Below are 19,322 nucleotides of genomic sequence, written 5' to 3' on the forward strand. Positions count from 1 at the left end.
GTGGCTCGTCCCGGGGTAGCCGACCATAGGATAGGGAAGCGGAGTCCGGGAGAGGATCGGAAGCCCGGCGAGGAACCGGACGAAGGACTCTCGATTTGGACCAGGAAGGCCGAAGAGATAGAGGATACCGACGTTCACCCTTTCCTATCCCCTCGGGGAATCCGAACGGAGAATGACTCACGATGGTCGCCACTCTTCGCACGGTCGGTTCGATCCTGGCCGGGTTGGCTCTCGCTCTGGTGCTGGTCATCGCCGTCGAGATGGTCAGCGCCGTGGTTCATCCCGTACCCACGGATTTCGGCGGAACGATGGAGGAAATGTGTCGGCATGTGGAACGGTATCCGCAGTGGTTTTTAGCCCTCGTGGTTCCGGCCTGGGCGGCCACCACCTTCGCGAGCATGTGGCTGGCCGGTCGCATCGGCGGGAGGGGAAGCAGTGCCGTCGTCGGATTGATCCTGCTGGCGGGCGTCGTTTACAACGTCGCCAAGCTTCCCTACCCGGCATGGTTCAAGGTCGCGACTCTGATCGCGATTCCTGCCGCAATCTACCTTGGGCTACGTAGTCGCCGTAAAGCCAGTGCGGTAAACAGCGAGGATCAGCGGGTAGGTCTCTGACACCGAATTTCCCGCACCGAATTTCCGCCGAATTTCCGGGTTTCGATCTTTTGACCCTGAAAGTCTCATCCGGGATAAGCGGGCTCGAAAGGGTTTCGCAGCAGATACAAAAGGGTTTCGGGGCCACAAGGTCTTTTTGATCCCGAAGGTCAACGGATTGTGATACCAAACATCTTCGGATGTCTCGGCAATCTTCCCCGGGTTTCTCATGGCCTCTCTTACACTTCAGGTGATAACGTGATTCCGACCACCATGGCTCCGAATCATCCACGAATGCGAGGGCCGCGCGATGGGAACGATCAGCAAAATTGGTCTTTATTATCCCCTCATCCATTTCAAGGATGATGGCTGGCTCAAGCTCTCGGCCCTCTACTGGGACAAGATGGGGCGTATCGTCCCGGAGAGCTACCCAATGGGCCGCGAGTCGGACACGGTGGAAGTCCTGAAAGAGTGCAAATACATAACAAACTTCAGCCCGGAAAGCGCGGCGAATTCGCCGACGCGGCCGGTGGACGATGCCGGACAACCCGTCACGTTAGCCGCTCGCTTTATCACCGTTCTCGAGAGGCATGCCGAGGCCCTATCGGCCCGTTACGACGTACGAGCCAGGGCAGCATGGGGTGACGCCTTGGTCACATGCATGGGTCGACCTCCGACCGGACCCGCAAGCCTCAGCTATATTCACTCCTCCAAGATGGATATCCCCTTGGCACGAAGCCTCGAGGAGGCTCACCTTCTCGTGCGAACCGACAACGACGATCCGGCATGGTTCGGCATGCACCCGAGCCTCGCACAGATCTACATGATGGTGCTGACCGACGAGGTCGCCGCCGCGGAGCACCTGCATCCTGTAACCGACGAGACGCTAGATCACGTCGCTACGGGTGGCTGGACCGTAGAGCGACTGGCTTACGGCCTGCTGGGGAGACATAACGAGACAGTGCTCCCGCCCACGCCGCAAAACCCCGATGAAGAGGTCGAGCAGCGGCTTGCTTCGATCGCGATACAGACCTTCGTACCACGCGACCCTGGTGCCATCGAAGTCGATACGATCCTCAAACTGCGGGATCGTTATCCTGAACAACGCGCGGTCTTCCAGAGCTGGATATCGGAGCTCACGGCCGAGTTGGGTTCTCTTGAACGCGCGAGCCAGAAGAGTCTCGACAGCCACCTAGAGGTCGTCGCGCAGAAGTACATCACTCCCAAGGTCCAGGAGCTTCATCGCAACCTTCGCAGCGTAGGTATCGAGACCATGACCGGCATCTTCAACATCAAGATCGCAGTTCCGGCGCTGTTGTCGGGGTTGGGCACGGCTGGCCTGACCATTAATCCCGTCCTCGGTGTGGGTGCGGGTCTTGCGGTGGGCATCATCCCCGTCCTCCAGAACTCGCAGCGAAAGGCTCGTGAAGCAGAGCGAGCCAACCCGGCCGCCTTTTTGATGCGGGTCGAAGAGGGACTAAATCCGCGGAAGTTCCTGGAACGGATCCAAGAAAAATTACTGAAATTCATCACGCAAGTTTGACCGGCACTTGATCTGGCCGAATGACATCGCCCGATAACTCCTTTCAATTCAAGGATATCTGGTGTGAGTTCATGATATCCCTCCCACCAGCACCAATCGAAATTCGTTCTCGTGCACTCAAACGCGATACCGCTCGCACAACCGCCCAGATCTATCTTGCGAAGCCACGCCAAACCCGATCAGAGGGCCTCGAAAGGGAAATTCTATTTTAGGGAGGAGATCGTCCTACTCACAGAGCGTCTCCTTTCCCTTAACCCCTCCCAATTCCATCCCTACACCCAAATCGTGTGATAAATTACACGTGTCATTTCGAAAGGACTCGATCGTGGAGGTAGGGATGTCCACGCTTCTATGCCGAGGTTCGATCGCCCTGGCGGCTGTCATGATCGGCTTGCTCTGCCCGAGGCCCGCCGCCGCCCAATTGGGCACGGACCCGGGCCCGCCCCGAGAGCCGGGGGGCCTGGTGAACAACGTCCTCACCGGGGTGCAGTACGATATCGTGAATCAGGCGAAGGCCTTGCGACGGCTCGATCACTTCCGGGCGAAGCTCGGGCGCGATGCCGAGCGGGGTAACTCGGCCGCCGTCGAGCGGGACTCTCGTCGGATTCACGTCCTCAGGCATCGGATCGCGGTCGACGAATGGCTGATCCGGAAGAACTCGCTCTGCGACCCAGGCTATTATCCGAGACCGCTCTGGTTGGATCCGATGTCGTGCGAGGCCGAGGCCCTGGTCCGACGCCCTCAGGATTTCCCGACCCCGCCGCAATCTGCTTACCTTTCCCCACCTTGATCAATCGATGACGAGTATCGACCCGAGGTGGGACGGGTGGCGAGAGCTCGCCACCCTCGTCGCCAACGTATAATTACTCGAAAATACTCATGAGCTACCAGGAGAGCCTCTTGCCTCTCAGATTCCGAAGCTTATTTTGGCGGAGCAAGCTCCGCCCGAGCAAAGCGTAAGCAAGCTTCCGCACTCCAAAGCCTCCGGCAGACCTTGAGGCTCGAAGTGTTCCGCCCAGCGGCGAAGCCGCCCTGGACTGCGGAAGCTTGCTTACGCTTTCGAGCCCGGAGCAGGCTCCGGGAGCCAGCGGCAGCCGATCCTCCTGACGATTCCCGGATACCATGGGGACACCCCATGACGCGGAAACCTTCCTCCCCTCCTGGACAGGGCCTCGCCAACCTGTCAGACTCCGAAGGATATCGTTTGCAAGGCTTCGGGGGAGGCACGCCATGTCGTCGAGGCTGGGGCCGGTCTTCGACACCGAGATGAAAATCAGCTCGCGCCGCTGGCAGGTCTATGCGGGGCGGGCCCTGTTCGTCGTCTGCCTCCTGATCGGCATGACGTCGATCTGGTGGTCGTATCTCGACGCCCAGTGGTCGGTCGGGCTCCAGAATCAGGCGAAGATCGGCGAGGCGTATTTCTACGCGATGGTCGGCGTCCAGCTCGCGCTGACGATGATCGTGGCCCCGGCGGCCACGGCGGGCGCGGTCTGCGTCGAGCGGTCCCGGGGGTCGCTGGCCCACATGCTGGTCACCGACCTGACCTCCCGGGAGATCATCCTGGGGAAGCTGGTGGCGAGGCTCCTGCCGACCTTCGCCCTCATCGCCTGCGCCTGGCCGGTCGCGGCCCTGGGGACGCTCCTGGGCGGGATCAACCCCGATGACCTGACGATGGCGTTCGCCATCACCCTGGCCGTCGGCATCCTGGGCTGCTCGCTCGCCCTGGCCTTCTCGACCTGGGCGAAGACCGTCCACGAGGTCCTGATGGCCGTCTATACCTTCTGGGGCATGATTCTTCTCGCCTATCCGATCGGCTACAGCCTTTCCTTCACCTTCGGGGGGTGGTTCGCCAAGCGATGGATGCTCACGGCCAACCCCTTCTGGCTGGCCTTCGCCCCCTACATCGAGCCGGGGAAGAACGGGCTCTGGGAATACGGCTGCTTCTTCGGGGTGGCGCTCGGACTTTCGGCCCTGAGCCTCGTCGTTTCGATCCTCGGGGTCCGCGTGAATCCGCTCGGCGAGGCCCGACCGAGGCGGAAGTCCCGGGTGACCCGGGGCCTCAGCCTGGTCGGTCGAATCACCCGGCGGCTCCCCGGACCTTCGCTCGACGGCAATCCTGTCCTCTGGCGCGAGTGGAACCGCACCCGTTCGTCGAGGCCGATGCGAATCGTGATGACGGCCCTCCTCCTGGCGAGCACCATCGCCTGTTGTCACGGGGCCTGGGAGATCCTGACGGAAGGCTTCCACCCGAGGGTCGGCATCGCTGGCGTCATGGCCATGCTGATCCAGACGGTCTTCGGGCTCCTCGTGATCGCCGTGTTCGCCTCGCTCGCGTTCTCCGAGGAGCGGCGGAGGGGCAGCCTCGACGTCCTGCTCTCGACGCCTCTGTCGACCCGCTCGATCGTCCGGGGCAAATGGTTCGCCACATTCCGGATCCTCCCACTCCTGGCGATCGGGCCGGCGCTCCTCTGCGGGGCATTCGCCCTGGACGACCTGAGCCAATATACGGCGACGTTGCCCGCAGCGGCTCGAACCCAGCCGCTCAACGGTTCCGATCGGGCTTTCGCCGCCTTCCTGATGCCGTTGACGATCCTGGCCCACGGGGCATGGATGGCGAGCCTGGGCCTGGCCCTCTCGGTCTGGATTCGCCGCGAGAGCCGGGCGATCGCGGTCGTGGCGACCGTCTACGTGCTTTATGCGATCGGGATGCCGGTCGCCGCCATCGTGCTGGCCGGCCCGAGCGGAAATGGGCCGTTCTCGGCGATTGCCCCGATCCTGGCGAGCAGCCCCGTCTTCGCGGCGATCCAGATCATCGAGAGCCTCACGAACAGGTGGGTGGACACCAGGGGCGTCCTGCAATGGATCGCGTTCTGGGACCTGGCGGCCATGGGTGGCGCCCTATTCTTGTTGAGGGCGACCACACGGGTGTTCGATCGGAAATTCGACCGGGTGTCGGAGGACTGGCTGCTGAATCCTCCCCGCGAGCGACCGAAGAGTCGACAGGGTGTGCCGATCCCCGAACACCTGGGGGATTCGCCGGGCAAACCCGAAGGGAAATTCCAGTTCCAGGAATGATCGGTGCCGGTTGACTTCCCGCTGCTCGATGAGATCAGGTCCGACTCATCCTCGGAACCAACCGCCGAGCAACCCCGACCGCCCTCCCGAGGCCAGGCCGAACCCGACCAGGTTGATCAGCAAAATCGCCGCGATCGGCCCGAGCCATTCCGGTGAGAGCTGCCCCGATTCCCCGAGCGACATCAGCACGGCGGGGGCCAGGGTCCGGCGTTCGGTGCCGGGTGCGAGCAGCAGGGCAGGGGCCAGCGCGGTCGAGGCGAGGGCGATCGAGAGGATCATCGGACGCGCGGGCACGATCCCGAGCCATCGATTCTGGCCCGCCCGGCGAGCCCTGCGCTTCGAGGCTCCCATCAGCAACGCCGCGTCGGCCAGGACCGGCCGCGATCGGTCGATGGCCCGGTCGGCGGCCCGGACCAGCGTGGGCAGTCGGCCGGCGGCGAGGGCCGCGATCAGCAGGAATCCGGGCCATCGGGCGGGGCTCAGCTCGCGGGCGATCGCCCGAATCCGGGGCCCGACCGACTCGCCGGACTGATCGGCCAGGACCCCGAGGAGCCAGGGAAGGGCCATTGCCCCGACGGCCAGCGAGAGCGGCGGGACGACCTCGAAGACGTCCACGAGTCGCCGGGCGGCCGAGTTCAGGAATCCCCGGTCCCCGAACGAGATCGCCCGGAGGATCAGCAGGTCGAGCGCGATCGCGAACAATCCGGCCGATGCCGCGTTGGTCGCGAACCCTCGAATCTCGGGGTCGGCCAGCCACCCGATCAGGAGTCCCGACCACGACCCGATGAGGCCCGCTCGGGTCGTACCGGCCAGGTGCCAGAGGAGCGTCAGGACAGGACCGGCCGAGATCGCCGACCAGGCCCCCAGCAGCAGGATCGACGCCAGCGATCGGAGCCGGCCGGCGGGGGTGGGCGAGACCTCCCGGCCGAAGCCCGGCCGGGGGTACGAGGGGCCGCCCCACCGGAGGATCAGCCATCGCCCGGCGACCGCGATCAGGAGCCCCAGGACCGCCAGGGTCGCCGCCCGGGTGGGCTGGTCCAGCCGGTGCGCCGCCCCCAGGATCGCGACGGCCAGGGTCCTCCGGAGTCCCAGGAGGATCGGCCCGGCGGGCTCGACCAGGGCCAGGGTGAAGACCAGCCCCGCGCCTCGGGCCGCCTCGGGTCGGAGGATCGGCCAGGCCACGTCGCGCCAGGCGCGAGCCGGGGAGGCCCCCGCGGCCCTCGCCGATTCGATCCACGAGGGCTCGATGTGAGGGTAGGCCGACTCGACCATCGAGGCGACGATCGGCGAGCCCCAGGCCAGGCCGACCCAGACCAGGGCCGACCACCGGGCCACGTCCTCGGCCGACCACCCCAGGATCGAGCGTGCCGCCAGCCATTCCCAGCCCTCGGGGCCTCCCATCAGCAGGAAGACCCCGGGGGCGATCAGGAGCGGGCCGGACGCCAACGGAGACCTCGCCAGGATCGCCAGGGGAGCCCGGCCCCAGAAGCTTCGTGGTCCCGAGAGGTGCGCCAGCCCGCCCCCCAGGATCATCGAGCCCGCCGCGACCAGCAGGGCCACGATCACGCTATGGAGCGAGCACTCGAGGATGAACGGATCGAAGAGGGCCAGGGCGATCGGGAACGCCGAGAGCCGGGCCGAACCGCCCGGCCCCCGATCGATCGCCGACGCAATCCAGGGGGTCATCGGCAAGAGGGCCAGCACCATCAAGAGGCCAAGCCCGGCGACCCGGACCGGCCCGCGAAGCCAGTTCATGCCCATCCACTCCGACTCCGGACCACGCAGGGGGGACCGCCGCGAGAGTATCGTAACACACCTCCTTGTCGATTTCGCGCGTCACGCGAGCCCTCGGAGATCGCATTCCTCGGAGGCGGCCCTCACCGACCGGGGAGATCCAGCGGCATGATCGAACCTCGAACCATCCACGAGTCACTCTCCGCGTTGAAGTCGCTGGGAGACGTCCTGAAGTGGGCCCAGGCCAGGACCCACGCCGCCGAATTCGTCCAGGTCGTCGGGATGGACGAGTTCACGAATGATGTGGTCCTCCGGATCACGCCCGAACTCTACGCCGTCTTCGATTCGACCTGACTGGGCGCCGTGATGGCGGTCGCCATCTGGGACCACGCCCCGACCGAGGCCGAGCTGGTCGAGGATCGGAGGAGTCGGGGATGGATACCCCGATCGACGGACACGGTGGACGGGCCGGTGGTCCTCGGCCTCGGGGCCTGCCTGCTCGCGAAGTCGACCTAGCTTTTCGGAAGAGTCCCGGCCCGCTTCCCTCGAGCGGTCAATTCCGTGCCCGGGTGACCATCTCGGTCCTCGGCGAGAGGAGTTGTGAGACCCGGTTCGACTCCGACCGGCGGTTCAGGAGCCAGTGCCCGCACGGGACCAGCAGGGGGCGGACCAGCAGGGCGTCGACGGTGATCCCGATCACCAGGGCGAAGCCCAGTTGTCGGAGCGAGCTGAGCGGGCTGAACAGGAGCGAGGCGAAGCTGATCGCGGTGATCGCGGCCGCCGACGAGATCAGGCCGCCGGTCTGGGCCACGGCCCGGCAGATCCCGGCCCTGAGGCCGAGCGTCCCCACTTCCTCGCGGAGCCGGGCCATCAGGAAGACGTTGTAGTCCACCCCCACGGCCACCAGGAGGACGAAGAGGAAATAAGGGACCTTCCAGTCCAGCCCCTCCGACCCCAGGATGGTGATGAACAGGAGATGCGTGGCCCCGAGCGCGAACAGGTACGTCAGGAGCATGGTCGCCACCAGGTTCATGCAGGCCACCGGGTCGCGGAGGGCGAGAATCAGCACGATGAAGACGCCGATGGGGACCACGAACCAGCTCTGGACCTGGTCGGACCGGGTCAGGGCGCGGATGTCGGCCGACTCGGCATTCGGGCCGGCCACCAGGGCCCGGGCCTGGATCGCGTTGTCCTGCTCGTCGAGCCGGTCGTCGATCTTCCTCCGGAGGGCGAGGACTCCGTCCATCGCCTCGGCCGAGAAGATCCGGGCCGTCTGGGTCACGTCGATCCGCGCGGCCTTGCCATCGGGCGTGATGTAGGTGTCGAAGCTCTCGCGAAGCTCGGGGTGGTCGCGGACCGTCCCGGGCGTGATCAGGAGCCGGTCGAGGGCCTGGCGGCCCACGGGGTCTTCGAGGATGGTGCCGATCTCATCCGAGGCCCGGCGGATCCCGTCGGCGATCAGCCCGGCCCCTTCGACGGCTCGCGCGAGTTGCTCGGTGGTCGCGTCCGGCTTGAGGGGGCGGGGGGGCTCGGCGGCCTCCGAAGGCTTCGAGCGCCCCCCGGTGAGGTCGGCGATCCGTCCGGGATTCACCAGGAGCGAGCCGGCCGTGCGGAATCCCTTCGCGATGGCCTCGCGGCTGGCCTTGGCGTCGGCGGCGGCCGGGGCGTCGGGGCGGGGGACGGGCAGGCCGGTCCGCTCGATCAGCCATCGGGCGGCCCGGATCTTGTTCAGGTTCTCTTCGAGCCCTGCCCGGAGCTGATCGGCCCCGGCCTCGATCTGCCCGAATCCTTGGTTGACCGCCGCCAGCCGGGCCGAGAGCCGGGCGGGGTCCAGGGGCTCGGGCGACCCCAGCGGCTGGGTGGCCGATCGGACCTCGGCCAGTTGCTTCTGACGCGAGAGCATCCGGCTCAGCTCGTCGATCAGGGCCAGGCCCTCCGACTTCCGGAGGTCGTCTTTCGACTCGACCACCACGGTCAAGGGGGCCGCCAGGCCCGGCCCGAACTTTTGAGCAACCAGGCGTAGCGCCTCGGCCGAGTCGGTCCCCGAGGGGAGTTCCAGGAGCGTGTCCTGGGTGAATTCGGTCCGGGTCCCCAGCCAGGCCAGCGGGGCCATCAGGGCGATCGCCCCGGCCCAGCTCAGGATCGGCCGGGAGAGGGCCCGGTGGGCGAACCGATCCCAGAAGCCCGAGGAAGGCCCGGTCATCCCCGCGAACGCCCCGGGACGCCACCGGGCCAGCAAGACCAGGAGCGCCGGGGCCAGCGTGAGGCTCGCGCAGAGGGTGACGACCAGCCCCATCGCCACGCTCGGGCCGGTGCTGGAAAAGAGCTTGAACTTGGTGGTCCCCATCAGCATCAGGCCGACGAAGACCGTCCCCGCGCTGGTGACCAGGGCCCGGCCCCCGCGACGGAGCGTGATCCGCATGGCGGCGCCGGGGTTCCGGGCGTCCCAGTGCTCCCCGAATCTCCAGGAGACGAACAGGCAGAAGTCGGTCCCCGTCCCGAACAGCAGGACGATCAGGAAGAGCTCCACCAGCGGAGAGATCTCCCACCCCGCGCCCGCCATCCAGGCCAGGATCGACCGAGAGATGATCAGGCACATCCCGATCGTGATCAGGGGCACCAGCGCCAGCCAGATCGACCGATAGACGAAGAGTAAGACGCCCAGGAGGAGGACGACCGTCGCCAGCGCCGCCCGATCGAGCGAGGTCTGGACATTCGCCATGTAGTCGCGACCGATCGCCGCGTCGCCGGTCCAGCGGACTTCCAGTCCCGACGGTGCCGAGAGGCCGGGCCGGGCCGCCTGGGCCTGGAGCCAGTCGACGGCGACCTCGGCCGTGGGGGCCACGAAGGAGGTCGAGAGGGGGACCGCGATCAGTTCGAGCGTGCCATCCTGGCTGAGCAGTCGGGCGGCGATCTCGGGCCTCGATCCGGGCCCGATGACCCGGAGGATGTCCTGGGCGCGGCCGGGCCCGTGCTCGAAGCGGTCGGCGAGCCTCCGGGCATAGGCCCGATCCTCGACCGTCAGCCCGGCGGGCCGGTGCAGAGCGACCACCACCTGAGACTCGAACGACTGATCAGGCCAGGCGTCGCGGATCAGGGCTCCGCCCCGGGCGCTCTCGGAGTCCTCGTCGATCAGGTGGGCCTGGCCCTCGGCGGCCAGTCGGGTGAGGTCGGGGGCCGCCAGCCCGACCGAGACGGCCAGGACCACCCAGAATCCGACGATCCGTCCGGGGTGCCGGGTCACCACCGCCCGCAAGGTGTCGATCATCAACGGGTGCTCCACTCCCCCGCCCTCGACCTTCCGTCCGAGGGTGGCGATCCGTCCGGTCACGATCCGGTCGTCTTGCAAATGCCCAGCCGAATCCTGGGACCGCAAATTCTAGCATAACCCGCCGATATTTGCGTCCAGTCCGCGGCAACTCAGGGCTCGCGGAACAGGCCACCATACCGGAGCGGCTCGCCGGTTTCCCAGGGTCGGTAGTCGTTGCAGAACTCGATCCGCTCGCCGATCGGGGGGTGGCTCGATCGCCAGAATTTCGAGAACGCGTCGGGATAGGGGATCGAGAGATTGTCGCGCTGGAGCTTGGCGAAGGCCGAGGCGGCGGCGTGGTTGTTCCGGGTGATCTCCAGGGCGAAACGATCGGCCTCGTGCTCGATCCCGCGGCTGAAGGCGTTGATGACCGGCGAGCCGAGCAGCATCGTGACCTGGGCCAGCATCAGGATCAGGGGGACCGAGGCCACGTCGGAGAGTCGGTCGAAGCCGAATCTCCGGTGGTACTTGCCGATCAACCAGTGGGCCGCCCGGGAGATCAGGAAGAGGGCGAAGAAGGTCCCGAACGACGAGAGGGCCAGCCCCATGGCGACGTGGTTCAGGGCATAGTGGCCCATCTCGTGCCCCATGACGGCCAGGACCTCGTCCTCATCGAGCTTCGCCAGGAGCGTGTCCCAGAGGACGATCCGCTTGGTCCCGAAGAGGCCCGTGACGTAAGCGTTCACGGTGGTCGTCTCGCGGCTCTTGTCGACCTCGAAGATCTTCCCCCCCTCGATCCCGGACCGACGGGCCAGGGCCTCGATCTTCGACTCCAGCCGGGCATCCTTCATCGGGCCGAATTCGTTGAAAATCGGGTCGATGACGATGGGCGCGAGGAAGGCCGAGAACGCGGCGAAGATCATCACAAATACGCCCACCGAGATCCACCATCGGCGAGGGCGACGCGCGATCAATAGATACGGGATCCAGAGGAACAGGACCGCCCCCGCCATTTGCACCCCCAGCCCCTTGAGCGAGTCGCCAAGCCACCGGCCGAACGACTCGACCGAGAGCCCGTACTCGTGGAGCCGGACGAATCCCGAGTAGTATCGCAGGGGGAAGTCGATCAGATATTCGACCAGCAGATAGATCACCGCGTAGAGGCCGATCGTCACCACCCAGGGCCGCCCGCGCCCCTCGGCAAGCCTTCGGATCCGGCCCGAGAAGCCCGAGAACAGGATCAACGCGGGCACCGCGATCCCCCAGATCCGGCCCAGGCCCCAGAGCCAGAACCCGGTCCGGTAGAATCGAAGGGCCTGGTCGGACGGCACCGGGACGGGGACCGGGTCGTGGGCCACGGCCCCGACTTCGGGGGGCGGTGCCGTATTTCCCTCGTCCGCCACCGACCACTCCGCGGGTATCGCGATCGCCAGGGGGATCAACACCACCGCGATCAGGAAAGCTCTAGACGATCTGATGGGGGGGCTCCTGGGGCGGGGCCGCGGGGGCGGGCGCGGGCTCGTCGGTGATCGGGCTCCTCGACGCCCAGAGTGCCACCAGCCCCAGGCCGGCCAGCAAGGCCACGACCCAACCGCCGATCGCCGAGTAAAGGGCGATCGTGAAGTTCCTGGAAAGCTCTCCCTGCGGCGTCTTGTAGATACCTTCCAGCTCGGCGGTCAGCTTCTTGAACTCTTCGCGCTGCTTCTCGGCGTCTTCGCTCTCCGACTTGGCCCGCGCCTCGGCCTCGGCCTCGGCCTTCTTGAGCTTCTCGAACTCGCGTTCGAGCCGACGATTCTCGGCCGCGGCCACATTCGCGAGGCGGGCCTGGGCCTCGGCACTGGCCCGGGCGTCGTCCAGCTCCTTGCGAGATCGGGCGTAGTCGTCGACGAACTTCCGAGGGTCGCGCGTGTTCCCCTCGCGATCGAGGAGCGTCTGGATCGCGAGCTGCTGGGCGTTGTCGGTCTGGTCGACCGACTTCGCGAGCTTCTCCAGGGTGGTCGTCTGGGCGGTGATCTGCTGGGTCAGCGTGTAGAGCCAGGAACCGGCGACCACCAGGAGGACGCCGGCGAACAGGCCCATCATGGCGAAGAATGCGGCGGCCTGGGCCCGATCGGCCTGGGATGAGGTCGCGGACTGGTGGGGACGTGAGAGCATGGCGATCAGCTCGGCCTCCAGTCGGGGGGAGAGGCCCCCACCGCCCGACTCGGCGTTGGGGATGGATTCCAGGTTGTTGGCGAATCGGGCCAGCGCCACGCGATCGTTCCGGTCGCTCGACAGGTAGAAGCCCCCCACCTGGTCGAGCCCCCCGTCCCTCAGGCGGAAGAACCCGCGAGTCTGGCGGATCGGGTCGACCACGTAGGCCAGTTGCAAGGGCTGGGCGAAGAAGTTCCGGTGGATGAACAGGTCGTGGCTGGACAGGAAGATCCCGAAATCCGGATGAGTATGATACCACCCCACGATATCGAGGTCGGGATACAACCGGTCTCGCTCGCGGGTGATTTCTTCCCACGAATCATGCGTATAAGTGAAGCTGGCCTGGGTGTTCTCGTAATGCTTGGCTTCCAGCGATCGGGTGATCCAGACGAACGGCTCGCCGGTCTGGTCGTCGAGGCATTCCAGCCCCAGGAGGATGCCCCCCAGCTCGACCGAGGTATCGCGCAGGGCGTGGCGCTCGATCGCGTCGGCGGGCTGGAGATCCAGGAAGATCGGCAGGTCGGCCGACCCCGGGACCTCGTAGGCCACGCAGGCGAACTTCCGGTCGCGGTCGGGCCGGCGGGCCTTCCGGGGCTCGCGGTACCGGACCTCTTCGAAGACCATGTCGTCGGTGCTCAAGGCCGCTCGCCCCCGGTCATGATTCCGCGTCCGCCCGGCGGAGGCGTCCGACGAAGTCCGCATGCTCGACGGTCGCCAGGCCCCGCTGGACCGCCCCGAAGACCGCCGACAGGTCCCCCCGGATCAGGGCCTCGACGTCGAGCCAGAGGCCGGGGAAGACCTCGCTTTTCAAGAGACCGTCCGGGCCTGGGTTCAATCGCTCGAATCGGCCTTCCCGAGCGACGAACCAATCAATCTTTCCTTCTTCGACCCGCCAGACAACATATTCGAGAGTTCCACTGCGCTGATAGGCATCGAGTTTTTCGTGGAGATCATAGCTCACGCTACTGAAGGAGACCTCGGCAACAAGTTCGGGCGCTCCCTGAATGTAGCCGTCTTCTCCGAGCGCGGTCCTCCCGCCGAGGTCAGGGAGGATCAGAAGGAATGCGTCGGGTTGAGGCACGGATCTCGGTTCGAGTCGGACGGTCCCGTTGTCGCCTCCTCGAACTCCGATCGTGGACGCTCGATAAATCCCGAGCCAGGTGATGAGATCAAAGTGGGGGGCGGAGTGATTCTCGAATGAGACCAGCGAGGACATCGAGGAATGACTCCGAGCCGATAGATAGGCGTCGACAGAGGGGATGTAGACCCGGCCGTCGATCAACTCCGCTTTCTTCAGATCCGGCATCGCTTCGTAGCGACGAAGGAATTCGTCCGCCGAGAGATGATCGCCATTTCGAAGGGGAGGAACAGTCTCGATCGAATGAGTCGAGCTGTTCTTGGTCGTGGAGGTCGACATGCTCTCACCCCTCCCTCGTGACCCGGCCGAAGCTCGACGTCCGGTCTCCATCCAGCAGGAAGAAGCCGGACTCTTCGGGGCCGTCGACCCTCACGATATCGTAAGGCGGAATGCCGACCTTCGCCAGCGGGAGGCGCGCCAGGGGGGAATCCTCGAGGACTTCGCTGACGATCTCGGGTCGGCCGGGCTCGCTGCAGGTGGGGCAGAGGGCCTCGGACATCCCCACCTTGGTCCGGGGGCGGAGGATCTCGACCCGAGTCTCGCATCGAGGGCAATGGATCGACGTGACCAGGTCGCGTTCCAGGGCCAGGCTCAAGGAACCTCCCAGCGTCTTGCCGGCCTCGGCGAAGAGTTCGGCGACCGTCGCCTTGTGGCCCAGCTTGAGCGAGGTCGGCTCGGGATAGGTTTCGTGGCTCAGGCAGTCGTCCCGGCGCGGGAGCTGGGTCGTGTAGAACTGGTTCGTGACCCCATTGAAGACCATCGCCGAACCGGCCGCGACCGGCATCCCGTGGAGGATCTTGAGGGCTTCTTGCACCTCCAGGGCGGCCATCATCGAGGCGATCGTCGGGGCTGTGGGCACCTTGCCTTCGAGGATCTGGTCGCGGCGGAGCAGGGGGCAGGAGTACCGGACGTTCAGGAGCTGATAATCCCGAGCCGTCATCGCGCACTCATAACAGGCCGAGTCGGGCGGGACGAAGACCTTGACGACCCCCTGAATCTCCTGGATCCCCGAATCGACCCAGGGCGTGCCTACCTTCCAGCACTGGCGGTTGACCCAGAGCCGGGCCTCGCGGTTGTCGAGGCAGCCGATCACCACGTCGACATCGGCGAACAGGCCGAGCCCCAGGTCGGTGATCACGTCCCCCCGGATCGGGTGGAAGGTGACCTCGGGATTGATCTCGCTCGATCGCTGCGCGGCGACCTCAGCCTTGGAACGACCGCCATCTTCGAGGCGGAACAGGACCGACCGCGAGAGGTTGGAAGGCTCGACCGCGTCGAGGTCGATGACGATGACCGTGCCCACGCCCAGCAACGCCAGGTTCTTGAGGACCTCATTCCCCAAGGCGCCGGCCCCGACCACCAGCACCCGAGCCTCGGCCAGCCGCTCCTGACGCCACCAGGGGATCAGGCGGAGCCGGCCGTAGCGGTCGGATTCGTCGATGATCAGGGGGGACTCGTCGAGGGGGCCGGCGGAGTCGGAATCACCGGACGATGCAGAGTCATCATCGAGGAAGGTCACTGGCGAATCGTCCATCGGCTCCTCGGTCGTTCGACAGCGGGACTGATTCAAGGGAGATGAGACTCCCCGAAGCGTGGGGCGACTCCTGCTCCTCGGACCGATCGGGATGCCCTGGGTCCGATACAAGACTCACCACCGATCCGCCAGGCGGTCGGTGGTGAGCAGGGATCGTTACTTCTGGCCCTTCTGGACCGCAGCCGAAAGGCCCGCGAAGATTCGAGCCACCTCCGACTGATCCGCATCCCGCCCGAGCTCGAGCAATACCTGGCCACTGCTGATTTCCATCACGAGGGCCGGAACGTAGATCGCGACCCCATCGACGATCATGGCCAGTCGATGCTTGAAGGCCCCTTCCTCCTCGGGGATATGGGTTCTCGTCAATGTACCCAGTTTCTTGGCGCCTGGAGGGTTGAGGCGGAAGTTGATGGCCGGCTCGCCGTGGTCCCCCTTCGCCTCCTCGACGGCGAGTAAGTCCCGCTCGGTCACGTCATTCGTATCGAGTTTGACGAGCAGGAACTCCAAACCATCGGGAGCTTCTCCTTCGCTCTTGCGGAGCACCAGGCCCTCACGATTACGGAGCTTGGAGTCGAACCGAACCCATTCATACCCCTCGGGCGGATGTTTCAGGCCCTCAGGGGCCTGGGCCTTTAGGATGGCTTCGGCGTCATGCTTCTGGCTGGCGCCGATCCGGAGCACGAGCAAGCGACCGGGCGAATTCGCATGCCTTTTTTTGGTCTCAGGATGGTCATCACGAGAAGCTTTCGATCCTAGCTCCGACAGTGCTCGAACCGGTGACATCGCGAAGCTGGTCCCGATCACCAGCAAGATCGCGGTCTTCATTCTTGCGAGGAGCATGGGATGATTTCCTGAGCGATTCCGGTGACCCGAGAGGAGTCGCGACGGACATCCGTAGAATTGTTCCGCTCGCATGCGAACAAGAATGAGTATGACTAACCTTGATCAATGAGCCTTGCTCTCGGCGACCATTCGTCACTCGTCCTCGACGATCAGTCCAGGAAGATCACTTCCTCCTGAGGAGCCGGTCGAGGCGGGGTCGGTGGTCCGGAAGCCCGGCTCAGGTCGATCTCCAGGTCGAGGATCGTGATCGACTCGCCCGGCTCGGGAAACCTCTTCGAGGGCTCGGCGACGTCGGGTTTCGGGGACTCGATCCGCCCCAGGGCCGCCCGGGAATCCCGGAGGGGCCGGCCGTCGATCGGGAATCGGAACGTGGTCTGGTTGGCCGACCACTGGGCGGCTTCCCGGTTGTAGGGGCTCCGAATGTCGTAGTTCTGGAACCGGGCCATGTCCCAGAGCATCACGCAAAGCTCGTCGAGGGCCAGGCTGGGAACCCAGTGGGTCCCGTAGGCTCCCAGGCAGACCATGCCGATCTCGGAGATATTGGGGTGATAGATCGGGGTCAGCCAGCGGATCTCGGGCATCGTCCGTGGGTATGAGGCCCCGAGCTTGATCTCGACCTCGTGACGCTCCCGGATCACCACCTTTCCCTTGTCGCGGGCCAGGCTCTGGCCCAGGAAGGCCACGATGTAATTCAACGGGGGCTTTCCCGAGGGTCGGAAGGCGAAGACGGAACTCTCGTCGCGGAGACGTTCCAGCGCGACGAGATCCGAGCGGAGGCGGCGGAGCCGGGGAGATTCGTAAGCGGCCATCGGTCGGCGATCCCCAGGGGCGGTCGGAAGCCCGGCCGGAACCCTGGAAGGCCGGGGGGTGTTCACCAGATTCGCGAGGCCGGCTCAGGGGCGACCGGCGACGACTTCGGGATAGACGATCAGGTGGTCGCCGTTCTGAACCCCGGCCTCGACCAGCGTGCTGCTCTCGACCAGTCGACGGCCGCCTTCTTTATGGTCGAGCGAATAGCTCATCGGCTGACCATCGGGGCTTGTTGTTGGCAAATTCATCTTGGTGATGATGTTCGGTAAAATCCGGCTCACCGGGACGCTGAATGCGATCTCGGCCTTCACGGACTTGGCCCCGGTCTGGTCCAGGAATGTGACCTGGATGCCCCTCGGGTTTTCGCTGCCGCCATATGACATGATCGGGTACCTCCTCTCCCCAATTCGCGGGACGGGGCCCATTATTAGGGGCGGACCGGACCAAATCGCCCGGAACCCCGCTCTCCATGCTGTTCAGGATACCAGCGATGGAGCCGCTCCGGAATGCCCCACGCTTCCCATCCGAACGATTTCGTCCGGCGATGTTGATTCAGGCCGCTCAGAGATTGTGAGCGGTCTTCCCCTTGCAGCCGAAGATCGAGCAGCCTCCGATGAACTCCCAGCAGTCTCGGTGGTGGGGCGTCTTGCAGGTGGCGCATCGGACCTTCGGGGCGTCCCCGATCGGCTCGCCGCAGACCTTGCAGATCGCCGGACCGGCGTCCTCGATCGAGGCCGGACCCGCCTCGACGATCGAGACCCCCTCGCTCAGTCGTCGAGCCACCCCGTCCATCAGGCCGTCATGGATCGTCAGGGCTTCCTGGACCGCCGAGGCCAGGGCCTCGGTGGAGAGGCCGAGGTTCCGATCGACCTGCACGAGCATCCGCTCGGGGTTGATCGAGACCAGCATCCCCCCGGGCGGGCCGAGCATCTGGAGGACCCCCACCGCCCACCGGACCGGCGCGGTCAGGAAGTCGCGGGCCATCTCGGGGTCATTGGCCTGGATGCTGATCGCGCGATCGAAATCCGCGTCGCCCACGCGGACCGGGCGAGTCCCCTTGGGCGGCTGGGCCGGCGAGGGCCGAGAATAGGGGGCCAACTCCAGGCGGAACGGCAGGCCGCGAGCGAACCGGATCACCACGCGGGTCCGGGGGAAGGTCGGCTGGCCGGGGACCTGAGGGGCCAGGCCAACCCGGACCGTGGCCCCTTTGTGGCCGAAGCTCACCGTGGGGGGATCGGAAAGCCCCCGATTCTCGTATCGGCCTCGATAGCGGACGGCAAGTTGGCGATAGGCGCGGTAACGGCTCCCGGTGATCCAGGCCAGCGACTTCACCGCCCCCCGGATCAGGGCGTAACAGAAGAGGACGGCCAGGACGACGAAGAACCAAGAGAGCACCCAGGTATCTCCGCCCTGCATGGATCGAACCTCCAGGCATCCAATCTAAGCCCCGGAGGCCCGCGACGGAAGGGCCCGACTCAGGAGACTTCGACCAGGGTGTAACCAGGGAATCTTGGGTTTCATGCGGCTCGGTTCCAGAACAGGTCCCATTGGTCGGTGTGGCGGCAGCAGATCAGCGCCGCCATCGCGCGGGCGTTCTTGTGCCTCCAGCGGGCGCCCCGGGCCTTGAGCCTCAGGCCCAGCGTCTTGGCCGCGCCCTCCACCACGCCGCTTCCGATCGCATCGCCGGCCGCCAGGCGTCCCGCATAGTCGATCCGCCCCAGGTGCGGCAGGAAGTAGTTCAGCAGCCTCCCCAGGGCCTCCCGCCGAGCCGGTGTGTCCTCGCGTTCGAGCTCCTCGCCGATCTGTCGACAGACCCCGACCCAGCCCTCCTTCAGCAGCAACTCGCGGCCGTGCTCGTGGAACGCCTTGGCCTCGGCGGTGCCCTCGCCGTGCAGTCGCTTGCCGGCGGCGGCGATGTGCTGGCTAGCGTGGTAGATGTCCAGCGTCTGGGCGCACCCGGTGAGGGCCCTCCCGGCCGCCTTCCAGATCCACGAGGCCCCGTCGCCCAGCACGTGGAGTCGGGCCATCGAGGGCAGGCCCAGCCGCCTCAGCCGGCCCCACCACGACCGCCGGAACCGCCTCGCCGCCGAGATGTCGGCCCACATCACGCGAGCCGTGGCCTCGGGCAACTCGCGCGACTCCCACTGGGCCGGCGTGGCCGACTCGGCCGTGGGCCTCCGCTGGGCCACGGCGATCTTCAGGTCGCGCCAGCCCTTCTCGCGGGTGTTGACCTTGCCGGCGTCGACGGCGAATTCCCAGCCCCCCTCGGCCTCCCGGAAGGCCTCGGCCGAGGCCGTCTCCCGGCCCTGCCAGCTCGCGATCCGGCCGGCCTGGCGTTCGCAGGCCACGCGGAGCGTCTCGGCCGCCGGCGAGACCCCGAGCAGTTCCACGAGGTGCTCGCGCGTCCGGGCGAAGGAGAGGTCGGCGGCCAGACGGCCGGCCTTGCGTTGCAGCCGCGGGCTGAGGCCGCCATCGAGACCGAGGGCGGAATCGGCGTGATATCCGCCGGGCTGGCAAGGGCATCGCGAGCCCCACCAGCGTCGCCGCAACCCGATCCGGCCCAGGCAGGTGAAGACCTCCCGTGTGGCGACCCCGCGATTCTCGCGACC

Annotated in this window: 17 protein-coding genes; 6 read left to right on the plus strand and 11 right to left on the minus strand. The window is 66.2% G+C overall.

Annotated elements, in window-relative coordinates; translation table 11 throughout:
• The first annotated feature begins 182 nt into the window (after positions 1-182).
• From P12x_RS24525 to P12x_RS24540, 4 genes are all read left to right on the plus strand, one after another.
• Positions 183-614, plus strand: coding sequence for a hypothetical protein (locus P12x_RS24525; RefSeq protein WP_435007639.1), 432 nt, complete (start codon positions 183-185; stop codon positions 612-614).
• 289 nt (positions 615-903) lie between these two features.
• The gene (locus P12x_RS24530; RefSeq protein ID WP_435007640.1) at positions 904-2,136 is read left to right on the plus strand and encodes a DUF6236 family protein; all 1,233 of its coding nucleotides are present in this window, start codon (positions 904-906) and stop codon (positions 2,134-2,136) included.
• Between the two features lie 337 nt (positions 2,137-2,473).
• On the plus strand, positions 2,474-2,926 hold the full coding sequence (locus P12x_RS24535; RefSeq protein ID WP_435007641.1) for a hypothetical protein: 453 nt from the start codon (positions 2,474-2,476) through the stop codon (positions 2,924-2,926).
• A 440-nt stretch (positions 2,927-3,366) separates the two neighbouring features.
• The gene (locus P12x_RS24540) at positions 3,367-5,211 is read left to right on the plus strand and encodes an ABC transporter permease (RefSeq protein WP_435007642.1); all 1,845 of its coding nucleotides are present in this window, start codon (positions 3,367-3,369) and stop codon (positions 5,209-5,211) included.
• Positions 5,212-5,256: 45 nt separating this feature from the next.
• On the opposite strand, the gene P12x_RS24545 is transcribed toward P12x_RS24540, so the two are convergent.
• Positions 5,257-6,966 carry an ABC transporter permease gene (locus tag P12x_RS24545; RefSeq protein WP_435007643.1) on the minus strand — a complete coding sequence of 570 codons (1,710 nt, stop codon included), beginning with the start codon at positions 6,964-6,966 and terminating at the stop codon, positions 5,257-5,259.
• Between the two features lie 147 nt (positions 6,967-7,113).
• Here P12x_RS24545 and P12x_RS24550 point away from each other — a divergent pair, with 147 nt between their 5' ends.
• Both P12x_RS24550 and P12x_RS24555 read left to right on the plus strand, forming a co-directional pair.
• Positions 7,114-7,299, plus strand: a complete 186-nt coding sequence (locus P12x_RS24550; protein ID WP_435007645.1) for a hypothetical protein — start codon at positions 7,114-7,116, stop codon at positions 7,297-7,299.
• Positions 7,300-7,311: 12 nt separating this feature from the next.
• Positions 7,312-7,461: a hypothetical protein gene (locus P12x_RS24555; protein ID WP_435007647.1), complete on the plus strand. Its 150-nt coding sequence runs from the start codon at positions 7,312-7,314 to the stop codon at positions 7,459-7,461.
• 37 nt (positions 7,462-7,498) lie between these two features.
• On the opposite strand, the gene P12x_RS24560 is transcribed toward P12x_RS24555, so the two are convergent.
• The 10 genes from P12x_RS24560 to P12x_RS24605 all read right to left on the minus strand — a co-directional run bounded on the left by P12x_RS24560 (position 7,499) and on the right by P12x_RS24605 (position 19,262).
• Positions 7,499-10,213, minus strand: coding sequence for an MMPL family transporter (locus P12x_RS24560; RefSeq protein WP_435007649.1), 2,715 nt, complete (start codon positions 10,211-10,213; stop codon positions 7,499-7,501).
• Between the two features lie 152 nt (positions 10,214-10,365).
• Entirely contained in the window at positions 10,366-11,598 is a 1,233-nt protein-coding gene (locus P12x_RS24565; RefSeq protein WP_435007650.1) for a M48 family metallopeptidase, read from the minus strand.
• Positions 11,599-11,659: 61 nt separating this feature from the next.
• Positions 11,660-13,027: a Mov34/MPN/PAD-1 family protein gene (locus tag P12x_RS24570; protein ID WP_435007651.1), complete on the minus strand. Its 1,368-nt coding sequence runs from the start codon at positions 13,025-13,027 to the stop codon at positions 11,660-11,662.
• A gap of 16 nt (positions 13,028-13,043) precedes the next feature.
• The gene (locus P12x_RS24575; RefSeq protein WP_435007652.1) at positions 13,044-13,805 is read right to left on the minus strand and encodes a Uma2 family endonuclease; all 762 of its coding nucleotides are present in this window, start codon (positions 13,803-13,805) and stop codon (positions 13,044-13,046) included.
• Between the two features lie 4 nt (positions 13,806-13,809).
• Positions 13,810-15,060, minus strand: a complete 1,251-nt coding sequence (locus tag P12x_RS24580) for a HesA/MoeB/ThiF family protein (RefSeq protein ID WP_435007653.1) — start codon at positions 15,058-15,060, stop codon at positions 13,810-13,812.
• Between the two features lie 156 nt (positions 15,061-15,216).
• Positions 15,217-15,900 (minus strand): hypothetical protein, encoded by a 684-nt coding sequence (locus tag P12x_RS24585; protein ID WP_435007654.1) that lies wholly within the window; start codon positions 15,898-15,900, stop codon positions 15,217-15,219.
• Between the two features lie 152 nt (positions 15,901-16,052).
• A complete protein-coding gene (locus P12x_RS24590; RefSeq protein WP_435007655.1) occupies positions 16,053-16,712 on the minus strand; it encodes a ubiquitin-conjugating enzyme E2 in 660 nt (219 codons plus the stop codon).
• 84 nt (positions 16,713-16,796) lie between these two features.
• Positions 16,797-17,096, minus strand: a complete 300-nt coding sequence (locus tag P12x_RS24595) for an EsaB/YukD family protein (RefSeq protein ID WP_435007656.1) — start codon at positions 17,094-17,096, stop codon at positions 16,797-16,799.
• Between the two features lie 178 nt (positions 17,097-17,274).
• The gene (locus P12x_RS24600; RefSeq protein WP_435007657.1) at positions 17,275-18,129 is read right to left on the minus strand and encodes an RING finger protein; all 855 of its coding nucleotides are present in this window, start codon (positions 18,127-18,129) and stop codon (positions 17,275-17,277) included.
• Positions 18,130-18,230: 101 nt separating this feature from the next.
• Complete coding sequence (locus P12x_RS24605; RefSeq protein ID WP_435007658.1) at positions 18,231-19,262, minus strand: hypothetical protein; 1,032 nt, start codon at positions 19,260-19,262, stop codon at positions 18,231-18,233.
• Positions 19,263-19,322: the final 60 nt, after the last annotated feature.

The organism is Tundrisphaera lichenicola (assembly GCF_051175385.1).
Taxonomy (GTDB): Bacteria; Planctomycetota; Planctomycetia; order Isosphaerales; family Isosphaeraceae; genus Tundrisphaera; species Tundrisphaera lichenicola.